Annotated in this window: 8 protein-coding genes and 1 pseudogene; all 9 read right to left on the reverse strand. The window is 42.5% G+C overall.

Annotation, left to right across the window (positions count from 1 at the left end; translation table 11 throughout):
• Window positions 1–8: 8 nt before the first annotated feature.
• Window positions 9–1,100 carry a metallophosphoesterase gene (locus KTG12_RS12475; RefSeq protein ID WP_138272836.1) on the reverse strand — a complete coding sequence of 364 codons (1,092 nt, stop codon included), beginning with the start codon at window positions 1,098–1,100 and terminating at the stop codon, window positions 9–11.
• Between the two features lie 35 nt (window positions 1,101–1,135).
• Window positions 1,136–1,525, reverse strand: a complete 390-nt coding sequence (locus KTG12_RS12480) for a hypothetical protein (protein WP_022322596.1) — start codon at window positions 1,523–1,525, stop codon at window positions 1,136–1,138.
• A 23-nt stretch (window positions 1,526–1,548) separates the two neighbouring features.
• Entirely contained in the window at window positions 1,549–4,239 is a 2,691-nt protein-coding gene (locus tag KTG12_RS12485; protein WP_022322595.1) for a glycoside hydrolase family 2, read from the reverse strand.
• An 11-nt stretch (window positions 4,240–4,250) separates the two neighbouring features.
• Window positions 4,251–5,389: pseudogene (locus KTG12_RS12490) on the reverse strand (glycoside hydrolase family 130 protein).
• 62 nt (window positions 5,390–5,451) lie between these two features.
• Window positions 5,452–6,147, reverse strand: coding sequence for a DUF3823 domain-containing protein (locus KTG12_RS12495; RefSeq protein ID WP_224204268.1), 696 nt, complete (start codon window positions 6,145–6,147; stop codon window positions 5,452–5,454).
• 22 nt (window positions 6,148–6,169) lie between these two features.
• Window positions 6,170–8,020 (reverse strand): RagB/SusD family nutrient uptake outer membrane protein, encoded by a 1,851-nt coding sequence (locus KTG12_RS12500; protein WP_022322594.1) that lies wholly within the window; start codon window positions 8,018–8,020, stop codon window positions 6,170–6,172.
• Between the two features lie 8 nt (window positions 8,021–8,028).
• Complete coding sequence (locus tag KTG12_RS12505) at window positions 8,029–11,376, reverse strand: TonB-dependent receptor (protein WP_216945450.1); 3,348 nt, start codon at window positions 11,374–11,376, stop codon at window positions 8,029–8,031.
• A gap of 111 nt (window positions 11,377–11,487) precedes the next feature.
• A complete protein-coding gene (locus KTG12_RS12510) occupies window positions 11,488–12,414 on the reverse strand; it encodes a FecR family protein (RefSeq protein ID WP_005650514.1) in 927 nt (308 codons plus the stop codon).
• A gap of 130 nt (window positions 12,415–12,544) precedes the next feature.
• Window positions 12,545–13,120, reverse strand: coding sequence for an RNA polymerase sigma-70 factor (locus KTG12_RS12515; RefSeq protein ID WP_005636964.1), 576 nt, complete (start codon window positions 13,118–13,120; stop codon window positions 12,545–12,547).
• Window positions 13,121–13,753: the final 633 nt, after the last annotated feature.

Here is a 13,753-nt window from a genome sequence, read left to right on the forward strand (position 1 = left end):
TCTGCAAACTATTTACAGGTAATGTTGAATACGACAAGCTCGCTGTCGGTACCTATCCTGAAAGGCGGTCCCCAAAGCGATAGTCCGGAGGAAACGTATATGTGGCTGTTTCCCCACTTACGGTAACCATAACTTTGATCGAACAGATGGTCGGTAATGAGACTGACCGGCCATACCTGTCCACGATGCGTATGTCCGCTGAACTGAAGGTCGATGCCCGCATTTTCCGTATCCGACAAGTTGTACGGTTGATGATCCAAAAGGATAACAGGTTTTGCCGGATCAATGTTTTTCACCAGTTCTTGCAGGGATAGCCGGGATTTATTGCTGCGATCGTCCCGTCCGATTATTTGTATACCGCCAGGCAATGTTACGACATCGTCTCTCAATAGGCGGATCGGCGTTTCATTTATGAATTGCATACTCTTCCGTATGCCGCTGATGTATTCATGATTTCCTGGAACCATATAGATTCCCAAAGGTGCTTTCAATTCAGCCAGTTCCTCCGTCATCTTTTCTTCATAAAGGGGAACTACGCTGTTGTCGATCAAGTCGCCGCCTATCAGGATCAGATCCGGTTTCTGCGCGTTGATCATCTCGACATATTGTTTGAGTTCTTCTTTGTCTGTCCCGTACCCTAAATGAACGTCGCTGACGGAAACGACTTTCAACGGCTGTTCATTATGAACCGTCTGCTTGTTGATAACTATGTTGAAAACTTCTGTTTTCGGATGTTGGTAGTTATAGTATCCATAGCTTAATAGGCTAAGTGTCAGAAATAAGGATATATAGAAACCATATTTGCATGGAAAGTTGAAAAGTCGGAATAAATCGAATATGATTAGGCATAATACCATATAAAGCGTGAAAACTAACCAGCCGGTCCCTATCTCGTGGGCTGTATGAGCCAAAACAACCGGCAATTTGGTGTTTCGTGCTAAAAAACTACCGATAAACGCCAAGGCACCGCACCAGAATAGTACGGCTAATAAAACTTTAACACCGAAAGGCTGAGCTACCAAAGCCTGTGCCCCTCTCCTGAATATATAGATGTTTCCCGCAAGATAAATACTGATGAGGACAACGAAAAATGTCGGCATAGTTGTAAATTTTCGGCAAAAGTACGGAAACAAATTTAGTTATGGTCGTATTTGATATGAAATTTCTCCAGCAAAACCTTGAAATGATCCTGTGCCGTCAGGCAGGTATCGGCCAGATATCCTTTGATGTGCGGCCAGTGCCGTAAGCCGTTGTAGTAGAACATTTCTTTTCGTTCTTCAGATGTACCGGATTTCAAAATAAAGTGGAGTTGTTTGATGTACGTTTCGGTAAGTTTGCCGTTGTTCTCTTGGATAATGTAGTCTACGGCGCGGAAATGGTTGGTGGTTTCGATGATGTCGTCTACATTAATCGCTTCATCCGTCACTCCGATCGTGTTGGTTTTCCATCTATCGGCAAGTTTGATAGTGACATTATATCTACAAAGGTAGTATTTCTTGCTGATATCGGCAAGAAATACTACCATATACTGCATTTACCGTTATGGAATTACAATTTGAAACTACTCGGTTTGATATTCCAACCTTTCACAACGAATGTCGGTTCGGATGGCATATCGCTTGCGGCTGTTTCTATGATGACGGTTTTACTTTCTCCCGGTAAGAGCGAGAAGAAGTTGTCTGTGTAGAAACTGGGGCGCACCGGCTTTTTGTCCTGACCAAGCAATTGAAGCTGGGTGAAGAATGCTACGGTTGAAGAAGGGTTCTTTATTTCAGCTTTAATGAAATGCCGATCACCTTCTTGATAAGTTTGGTAGCGAGTCTTCAGTTGCACCTGTTTCAATTTCGACAGATCTTCGAAGCCGGATGAGGTCGGGCCTGTTAAGGTCTTGCGTCCTTCATACTTGTCGTTGGAACGCCAGTAGAATGTATTGGCGACTTCTTTCCCTTTCGTGTCGAACAGGCGTAGTTTTATGAAATGGACCTGCGTGATGTTTTGGGGAAAATCGATTGTGAAGATATCGTTTACGACACCGTCTTCCGGGATATCGATCTTCTGGCTTTTGCCCCATACCTTTTTGCTGTTCAGGTCGTACACTTCGGCAGTTACTTTATAGTCCTTGAATGCCTGGTAGTAGTCATTATAAACAGAAACCGTATTTTTCAAGTAATCAAACTGTGCGTGAAGCGGTTCCAATGCGTTCTGAGTATGATATAAAGAGGCGGTTGGTTCCAAAGAGTAGTCCCACATACGGGCGCAAACCTGACTGACTGGGCAGTTGTGATACCAGAACAATAACCCTGATGCGTAGCGGTCTCCATAACCGAATTTGTTATAGTTCCAGACTTCCCAGATCGATTTTGAGTTCATCGCACCGACCGCCTGACCTTTGGTGGCAAACTCTTCGATGGAAGAGGAAGGGCCATAATGGTTGGTAAGGTCCGTGTACATGGTCGACATCAGATGGAATCCTCCGCCATCATGATAATCCCATACCTCCTTATTGATCGGCCAGAGGTCTTTCTCGTCCATTACTTCGCGGAGTGTTTCGACTGTCGGGATAGTGGGCGAACCATATTCCGGGTTGAAGCCATCGACACGGCTACCGCGTTCGGATGCCGTATTCTCGTAATGCTGCATCGGGTTTACCTGTTTGTAAGGGCTGCCGTCGTGCACGCCGTCACATTCCGACTGCATCTGGTAACCGCGTGTCCCGTCCAGTTTCATGATCAGGTCTTTTGCTCCTGGCATTTCCGTGCTTTCATTAGACGAAACATAGTAGGCCAGTGAAGGATGGTTGCGCAGGCGTTTTACGGTTGCCTCGACGTTGCTCAGGTATAGATCTTTATCCTGCGGATGTTTGGTGTCTCCGGTCATCCAGAATTCCTGCCAGACAAGGAGTCCCATTTCGTCGCATAGCTGGAAGAAATAGTCCGATTCGGCAATGCCGCCGCCCCACATGCGGATCAGGTTGATACCGGATTGTTTTGTATAGCGCAATTCTGCATAAGTACGTTCGTCGGAGGTACGGAGCATCCCTTCCGGAATCCAGTTGGTTCCCCGGATGAAAAGTTTCTTGCCGTTCACATAGAATTGGCGGGATTTGTCCGGTGTATTCTGGTCGGATGTGATTTCCCGGATACCGAAACGGGTTTTTGTTTCATCGGACACTTTACCGTCTATGCTTACGGTCAGTTTCAGTTCGTACAGTTCCGGATTCCCTTTGAAGATCGGCCACCACAGACGTGGGTTCTTGATTGTCAGTTGTGGGAATTCTTCCGGAGTAAAACAAATTTCCTTTGTTTCTCCTCTGAATAGGTTCAGGTCTTTGCTGAACGTGATGTTTTCGCCGATGATTTCTCCTTTGACCGTGCATTTTATGCCACGCTGTGTCGGGTTTGTCACTTCTACGCTGACAGTTTCTTTTGCCAGGTCGTAGTTGGGTTTTGAAAGTTCGGATTTGATGAACGGATGGCGGATAACTGCTTTATCTGTGGCATAGAGACTGATGTTTTTCCAGATGCCGGTATTACGGTCGCGGATGCCGTCGTTGAAGGTGAAATCCCAACCGACACTCATCAGCATGGTTGTGTTCAGTCCGATGTTACCGTCTCCACCATTGTGAAACTCGCCGGCAGCTCCCCACTGCTTCGGTTTGATGGTTCCCGGCATATCGACCGGATAAACCTTGATTGCCAAGGCATTCTTCTGACCGATACGGGCGAAGTCGGTGATATTGATATACTCCGGTTTGAACATGCCGGACATATTGCCAAGCAGATAACCGTTTACCCATATTTCGGCACGATAATTGATACCGTCTACCTGAAGCCAGACGATTTTGTCTTTATAGTTTTCCGGTACGTCAAATTCCGTGCGGAACCAATAGGTGTAGAACTCGCGTCCTGTTTTGGCAAGATCTGGGATGATATTCCGGTCTAACTTGTTGTTCATGCCATAATAAGGCTCCGGATACACCTTGTTGTGGACAAGGGAATTCAGGACCGTACCCGGAACGATTGCCGGCATCCATTTTCCGGTCTGATAGCCTGGTTGTGAGATTTTTTCAGCCGGATCTTTCGTCTCGTCGGCCTTATGCATCTGCCAGGTAAAACTTCCGTTATGTCCTTCTTTCGAATCCAGATATATTTTATCCGGGTTTCGGTAATAATTGGGTGTCTGAGCTTGCATGAAGCAGGCAGACACAAGTAAAAATATTCCTGTAAAAATGTTTTTCATAAATTATTCTTTTAATTCGGGATCTGATCGCCAGGAGTTTTCTTGGCCGGATCGTAAATAGCTACGCTGACCTGAGAATCTGCACATCCGTAATAGAGATACCATTTGTTTTTGAAAAAGACCAAACCTTCGATAAAGACGGTTCCGTCGACATACTGTCCGCTCTTTTCGAATGAAGCCATCGGACGGAAGAAAGGAACGTCCAGACGTTGCAGAACCTTCATCGGTTCCTTCGGATCGGTCAGAATCTGTCCGGCACAGTAAGCTCCGGCTGTGAAACGCTTGTCGCGCTTGCTGTCGTTTGTCTGGTTCTTGCCGTTATAAAGCAAGACGATACCTTTGTCTGTCAGGATAGCGGGAGGACCACACTCTGTCAAGGCGCTGTCGAAATATTGGGGACGGGGTTTGATGACAGTCGCCAGTTCATTTTTTTCGTCCAATATCGGTGTCCAGTTGACCAAATCGTCGGAGGTTGCTGCGTAGACCGCATGTTCCCCCCAATACATGAAGTATTTTCCATCGATTTTCGTCAGCACTTGTTTCCCGTCTTTGATCGTTGTCACCATGGAACCGGATTTGCAGAAAATGTCTTTGAAACGTCCGTTGTAGGCTTTAGCAAAAGCAGGTCCATGTTTTTCCCATTTGACCAGGTCATGTGAGGTGGCGATGCAGAGGCGTGCCACTTTCCGATGCAGGAAGTGTAGGCCATGACATACAGACCGTCTTCCGTCATTGTCACACGTGGGTCTTCGCAACCGCCTTCTCATTCGTATTCCTTCATATTATCTTTGTCCGGGTACATGACGGGGGTCTTCCGGCGTTTCATGTGGATACCGTCTTCGGATTCTGCTAATCCGATACGCGAAGTACGTTTGCCGATTCCTGTTGCAGAATTGTCCTCAGCCCGGTAAAGGACATATATTTTACCGTCTTTTACGGTTGCTGCGGGATTAAACACATCGCTCTCTTCCCATCCTATTTTTTTGTCCTGCATGGGACAGTCGAATTGATTGGAAGGATTGGGGGTAATGATCGGATTGGCTTTTTCCGGTCTGACAAAGCCGCCTAAAGCCCAGTCCGGTAATACATTTTGGCTATACCCGAATAGGGGTAGAACTGCCAGACTGATGAGTAAGATACTTTTTTTCATGCTCTAAAGAATAAAAAAGGCACAGAGATCCAAACAAAAAGGATATCTGTGCCAAAGGTTATTTATTGTACAATCGTTTCTATAATGGTACTGTAGTTGACTGCGCCTTCTGTTTTAGCACCGACACGTACATATATTTTGTTGCCATTTGCTTGTATTTTGTACAGATTGTCCTGATAGGTTTTATCGTTTTCCAGATCGAAAACGATCGTCCCTTCCTGCTCCTTAACGGTCTGCTTTCCTGCTTGGTTGGCATTTCCATTATCAACACCCGGAGCAAAATTCCAGTAGCCGTACACTTCGGATACCTTGAAATTGCTGTTTGTCGGATTCACCTTGTATGTAATCGTGATTTTTTTACCCGTAACCTGGGCCGAAGCGTTGATTCTTGCATACGGAGTTGCTTTCAGATCCAATGTTGTCTGTCCTTTTACGGTTACAAATTCTTCGCAAGGAGAAACAAACGGACCGTTTACAACAATTTTATAATCACAGTTGAACAACTTTGCATTTTCGTATGAACCATCCATCTTTGCATAGAAATCGACCGATTGTGTTGCATCTGTGTTCTGTTCGAACATATTAATAATAACACCGGTAGATCCTTGGACAGGCAGTGGTATCGGTTCATTCGTTTCCGCATCTAAGATTTGTCCTTTGATGCCTCCGTTGGGAGATTCATAATTATCCATATCGCTCAAACAACTTGTGAAGCATAATGAGCAAACGGCCATCAGTAATAAACTTATCTTTTTCATATCAAATTTCTAAATTATATGATTAATTGGTATAGCCCGGGTTCTGAATGAGATTCGGATTTGAATTCATATCGTCTTGGTTGATTTTTGTATAATAATTTTTTTCCAAGAAGATTCGTAATTGTTTAGGGGTGTTACGTCCTCTTTCAAATACATATTTACCATCACGAATATCATACCAAGGATACAAAGCCGTTCCTCTGAATCCATTCAAACCGCCTTGTGCCACATCCAAGTGAGCAATTCTCCAACGCTTCATGTCCCAGAAGCGATGACCTTCGAATGCCAGTTCCACTCTGCGTTCATGACGGACCTTTTCCATATTGATGTTTGATAATAAGGCGATTCCGGCACGTTCGCGGATCTTGTTGACAGCATCCAATGCTTCGGATGATTTGTTCAACTCCATTGCAGCTTCCGCCAAATTTAGATAAATTTCTCCTAAACGGAAAACCGGCCACGGAGTTTCTGATTTACCCATATTCATATCAGTCAATGTTTCGTCCCAGAATTTCTTCTGATAGAAGCCTGTCTTGGAGGCATCTCCGGCATCGGCTCCTCCATCTTTTCCAGAAGTGTTATAAGTAATGCCGTTGATTTCTACCGTGTTACCGCCATCCGGCTGGCTTGTTGCTACATATTTTTCATTGTCGGATACGATTATACCTCTTTTCCATTCGATTTTTGAATTTTGGCAAGGAGACCCTGGTAAATAGACAGATGCAAATAAGCGTGGGTCTTTATTGGCAAATACATCGTAAGGATCGTCAAAACGAATCGACTTCCCGTTTTCTTCCAGTTTTAAAGAACCTTCCGAACCGTCTATATATTCATAAGCTTCTACCATTTCGAGAGTGGGGGCGATACCGCATCCCCAACCACCGGCACGATAAGAGAACGGTGCGTTACGTTTGTCCCAGTCGTGACCTTTGCCTCCTGCAACGTTATATTGTTTCTGGAAGATATATTCTCCGTTATCACCGTTACCTTTCAGGAACATATCACAAAAGTTCTGTGCTTTGTTGTCAGGCTTGTTGTTATACAAGGCATATTTGCCAGAAGTAATGATTGCTTTAGATGCCTCGTAAGATGTTTGGAAAAAGCGATCGGCTTCGGAAGCGGGGATACCTACAAGTCCTTCTTGCTGGACCGTTCCGTAGCGGGCAATGGAACCGGCATACAAAGCAGCTCGTGAACATAAAGATAATGCAACATATCTATTTGCTCTGTATTTGGCTTCTGCCTCTCTTGTTTCGGGAAGATCTTGTGCGGCTTCTTGGCATTCTTTTACGATAAAATCATAAATTTCAACTTCTTTGTTGCGAGGAACCATCAGAGCTTCCAAATTATTGGGATCATACTGCTGCGGTTCATCGATAAGAGGTACACCTCCGTATCGCTTAACTAATGTGAAATAGTGCATGGCACGTAAGAAACGGGATTCGGCTAACAGCAGTTTCTTTTCAGAATCCGATAAGGCCGTTGCTTCCTGTAATTGGTAGATAAAGTCGTTGCAATTTCGTATATTCTTGTATCGATCGGAGAATTTCTGTTCGAACAACGCGTCTTCGTATGTGTATGTCGCATTTCCGTTATCGAAAAGAGGATCTTTTTGGAAAGAACCTTGCGCTTCGTCAGACATGGAAGAGGCGTTTTGTAAACGCCATGCATCACGATACCAGTAATTGAAATCTTCTAAGTTCAGACCGTCATATAAATTAACCATTACACCGTTGATCAATTTAGGGTCTTGCCAAACCTGTTCAGGAGTGATGATGTCGAAAGATTCTTTATCAAGGTAGTCGGCACATGCTGTCGTACCTAACAAAAGTAATCCGCATCCGATATTTTTTATGATTGTTGTCTTCATCATTTCTTTTTTTAGAATGTTAGATTAACACCGAAATTAAATGTTTTCATTTGCGGGTAATAGCGGAACATGCTTTCGCTATTTTCCGGGTCCATATATTTCATGATACCTGTGCGGCTTGTTATTGTTGCAGTATTGAAACTGTTTACATAAACACGCAGGTTTTCAATGCCGGCCCTTTGCATCCATTTTTTAGGGAAGGTATATCCGATTTCGATAGTTTTCAGACGTAAATAATTAGCTTTTTGTCTGGTCCATGTATTTTTGCTGGCATTTGCTGAAAAGCCTGTAGGACGAAGAGCGGGCATATACCCAGGAATCCATTCGCTACTCATGTCGGAAGGATCTTCTCGATGCCAACGATCCAGGTTCAGAGTAATACCATTTCCAAGACCTTGCTGGATGAATGGAGCCATAAAGTCACCAGTTGTGAAAACCTCATGTCCGGCTGCACCTTGGAAGAATACAGTCAAATCGAAGCCTTTGTACTCTCCGTAAAGATTCAATCCATAATACATACGAGGTGTATTGCCGAATCCGATAGGTTGATCGTCTTTACCGTCTATGATACCATCATTATTCCAATCTTCGAATTTCAAGTCGCCAGGCATTAGGGATTTATTTCCATTGTTGTCCTGTACTGGTGAATTCAGTATTTCTTCGTAACTTTGAAATTGTCCGATGCAGACTTTACCCCATTGAATATCTTTATAACGATCGTTACTGTTATTTCTCCAATTGTCATACATATTGGCTGAAGCCGCACGTTCTACATGGCGATTATAATTACGTGTTGTAGAAAAATTCGCTTTTACATCGTATGTAAAGTCTCCAATAGTTTTACGGTGTCCCAACACAATTTCAAATCCTTGTGTTTTATCAGAATTGAGATTCTCTTGTGGTAAAGATTGACCGAAAGTGGTCGGTAATGTTAGTATACGAGTAGCTAGCAAGCCGTCTCTTTTTCGGATGAAGTAATCAAATTCCACGTTTATCAAACCGGATAAAACAGAAGCTTCAAATCCTACGTTGGCTGTTGTTGATTCATACCAAGTTAGGTTTGTATTAGGCATTCCTTTATCTTTAGCTCCGTTTGTAAGTCCTCCGGATCCAAGAACATAATTACCAGATGGATAGGTGTAACCAGTTAAGTATTGATAGGCGGCAAAATCACCTTCATCTCCCACTTTACCATAAGAGCCCCTGATTTTGAAGTTATCGAACATCGGTAAAGATTCTTTGAAAAAATCTTCTTCAGAGATTCTCCATCCTAAAGATCCTGCAGGGAAAAAGCCCCAACGTTTTCCTGGTGCAAATTTGTAGGAACCGTCATATCTGAAACTGAATTCTGCCAAATATTTACTGGCAAAAGCATAGTTTATTCGTCCGACTAATCCTGTATGTGCAGAAACGGATGCTTTACCATCATTATTTATATTTGTCTTGTCTCCTGCACCGATCTGATCAATGGCTCCAACTGTAAATTGACGATAGGCTTTGACCCAGTCTGTCCGATCATTGTAAAATTCCCATAAGGCTAATACCCCAACGTCATGCTTTCCGAATGTATTTTTATAGTTTAAAGAAATCTGCCCGTTAGGTTTGAAATAATTGTCAGATTGTGTTGTCAATTCGGATATAGTGTGACTGCCTGATTTGTTATAAACATCATTAACGGTGTCATATGTATACTCATAATATTCCTTATACCATTTACGACTGTATTTATTGTTGTAGTCATAGGATAATAATGCTTTAGCAGAAAGACCTTTTACCCAAGGTACTTCCCAGTTTAGAGTGATTGATCTGTTAAATTCACGGCGATCTCTTCTGTCATAACCGACATTGTCGATATCGGATAGATGAACAGGATTACCTTTATCTCCAGGATTTGACCAATAATCTGGATTGTTGTTGGCATAAATCGGGAAAATAGGTTTAGCCATTTGAATACTACGACTTAGCGGTTCTGCTTCATAAGGTTTCATTCGTGTATCCAAGCGTCCGCTTAATTGTAGATCTACCGTGAAACCTTTGACTATTTCGGCACTGATATTGGAGCGTACGTTATATTTTTTATAATTAAATGCTTTGGACTTGTAAATTCCTTCTTGATCGGTGAAACCAAGGGAGAAGAAGTATTTCACTTTTTCTGCACCTCCCGATACGCTTAAATTGTGGTAGGTAGTGGGAGCTGTTTTTCGAATGACCTCATCATACCAATCAGTTGTTCCAATCCCTTGTTTGAAACGTTCCAAATCTTCAGCCGAATAGGGCGCGGATACTCCGATATTCTGTTGAGCTTCATTATACAAAGTCGCATACTCGTATCCATTGTAATATTCTGGATAACGGGTGATATTTTGTAAACCGACATATCCGTTATAGTTGATCTTGGGTTTCCCAATTTCCCCCCTTTTGGTTGTAACAAGGATCACACCATTTGCACCTTTAAAACCGTAAACGGCGGCGGAAGCATCTTTCAAGATACTGATCGATTCGATATCGTTTGCATCGATTTGTTTGAAATCTCGTTCCACACCATCTACGATAACTAATGCATTACCAAAACCACGAATATCAATGCTTGCATCGTCGTCACCCGGAGCACCGCTTCTTTGTACGGCACGTAAACCTGGCAACTTACCTGCTAACGCATTACTGACATTCGGAGTCTTGACAGTTGCAATATCCTTGGCTTGAAGTGAAGCAACCGATCCTGTTACGGATGCACGTTTCTGGACACCGTAACCGACAACGACTACTTCATCCAATGCTTGTGAGTCCTCGACTAATTTAATCTGGATATTTGTCTTGTTGTTGACCGCAATTTCCTGATCCTTGTAGCCGATATACGAAATGACCAACGTTGCGTTCGGTGCTACATTCAATGTGAAATTACCGTCCATATCGGTAATCGTACCGTTTGTTGTTCCTTTTTCTACCACATTGGCACCTGCGATAGGGCCTAATGCATCTTCAACCACACCTTTCACTGTGTGTTTTGCTTGTTGTGGGCTGCCTGTTGCTCCTGCTGGTGAGAGAACGATGTAAGAACCTTCGATTTTGAAGGATACATTGTTGTCGAACAGGTTCTGCAATACTTCCTGTAAAGAAGTATTTTGGGCATTTACTGAGACTTTTCGGTTAACATTTACGTTCTTGTTATAAATGAACAGTAAATTAGTCTGGCTTTCAATGTCGTTCAAGATGTTTTCCAGCCGGACATTGTTTTTGTTAAGAGTGATGCGTATGCTCTGTGAACTTACCGTTTCTGCTTGTGCGCACATGGCACAGGAAAGGAAGAACAGAGATGTCATCTTTAAAACACGAGATACACAAATTTTTCTTTTCTTCATCTTTGTGATAGTTTAATAAATGATATTAGATTGAAACTTCATTTTTACATTGGACATGGTTTGCCCGTCATTCTGATTATCTCCTTTTCATAGGCTTATCTATTTAATTGTTTATTGAATGCGAATTTCAGTTCCGCTCTCTCGCTCGAAGGTGAAGTGAGCATCTTGTTGTAAAGCTCTCAACACCTGCTCAATCCCGTCGGATATACGGAACTTCCCACTACATGCATAATTGTCGAGCGTATGATTGTCGATAATTATTCGGATACCGAAATTTTTCTCAAGTTCCTTCATCAAATCCTTGAAATTGATATCCTTAAAAGTGATAAGTCCCTCTTTCCAACTATATGGATTGAAGTCGGTGATGGGAGTGACCGTCAGTTTTCCGTTGTTGAGACTGACTGTATTATTGGGTTCTAACACAACTGATTCGTCTGGCTGTGATTTGTCGGTAACTTTTACGCTGCCTTGTATGAGGGCTGTGGAAAATTCATTTTCGTTATAGGCTTCCACATTAAACTGTGTTCCTAAGACTTCCACTTCGCAGCGGCCTGTATTGACAATAAACTTTTTGTTTCTATCCTTGGCTACATCGAAAAATGCTTCTCCTTTTAAACGGACTTCTCTTGTATTTTCGTTAAACGAAGCCGGATAAGAAAATTCCGACCGGGCATTCAGCCAGATATGAGTCCCGTCTGAAAGCGTTACTTCAACCCGTTGTCCGGCAGGAACTTTAATTGTGTTGAGCGCTATTTCTGGCTGGATATTTTTAGTGGTGAATACCGGAATGTTATATAATAAGAATAGGGCGATAACAGCAGCGGCAGCACTTCCGATCCATTTCCAGAGTGGTACGGACTGCTTGCGGACATGATTTCCTTTTTGAAAAGCATTTAATTGGAGTGCGTCGAACAGGGCACGTTCATGATAGAAAGTTTCTCTGTTCATTTTATCGGCATTTACCCATTGGCGGATCTGAGTCAGCTCGTTATCTGTGGCCTCTCCGTTAAACATTTTATGTAGTAACTTCTGTTCCATTTTTTCCTGTTTCTATTATTAAGGGCGAACGGGAGGAAAAATACCCTAAAGGGAAAACGAACTATTTTTTATTATTTTTCATCTCTTGGCAAGAGGGTTTATTTTCACTGTCTGGTTAACGTGAAAATATTTAGGGAGTATAAAAGAAGTCCACCACAAATAGCAGACAAGGAAGGTAGTCTTTTAACTCTTTGCGTAGTAAATTCAGAGCTTTACTGATATGGAATTCGATACTCTTCACTGAAAGGTTGGTTTCCTTGGCTATTGTTTGGTAGTTTTTCCCTTCGTATCGGCTCATGATAAAAATATGTCTGGACTTTTCCGGTAGTTTGGCCAGTGCTTGGTTGACAAGTTCTTGTACTTCATTGCTGAACAATGTCTCCGGCTCACATGCTTCCAGGCTGGAGATGCGCATTTGTAGTTCCCATTCTTTGTTGGACAGTAAGTTTTCAGCGATGTTATTCCAGGTTCGTTCACGTTGAAGGTAATCCAGGCATTTGTTTTTTAGGGTGACTAATATATATAAGGGTATGTCTTTGACTTCTTCTAACCGATGCCGGTTCTCCCAGTAATACATCAGGCTTTCCGTCACCAGGTCTTCTGCTGTTTCTTGATTATATGTGTAAGAATAGGCGAACCGAATGTATCGGTCCCGATGGGTGACGAAAATATTATTGAATCGTTTTATGTCCGCTTTCTCATCCATGATGTGTTGTTCGAATGGATTTAGTTCTAAGGGAACTATGGATTTTGTGGGGGAGATTAGGACGGTAATGGTACTTGTTTTCACCCGGTGAATAGTTGTTTGCAGAAAAAAATGACGTTTTTTATATTTGTCCCCTCAAATTACCGACTGTGAAAAAGAATTTTACTTATTTTTGTCAGATAAACAACCATAGTTCCCTTAGTACTAAGGTCACAATCCTCTCATTATATTATCAACTCTGTACATTCTTAATTGTCGACAACGCGGAAGGCGGGCAGATATATCGTTTGTCAGGGTCGGAGGCCAACCGAGCTGTTTGGCGAGTTGTAAAGCTATGCATTAGCATTCGTAACCAATAGGGTTATTGTTGAAAAATAGTCATTGTTGATTATCAGTCGTTTATGGTGAAAGATGAAAGATAAAAACAGCTTTTGGTAAAAGTTTATGAAAAATGAATTAAAAAACGCCGCCTTTAAGGTGGCGTTTTTTAATTCGAAATCATAAGAGCCTGTTTAAATTTCTCTGAAATAAATTTTGCATAGCCCTCATCGGCCTGCTTTATCTCTTTATAGGATTATTTTGAAAAACAACTGTCATACTATCACTAATTTCCTTTTATCAATTGAATATCAA

This window comes from Parabacteroides sp. MSK.9.14 (genome assembly GCF_019041495.1).
GTDB lineage: Bacteria > Bacteroidota > Bacteroidia > Bacteroidales > Tannerellaceae > Parabacteroides > Parabacteroides merdae.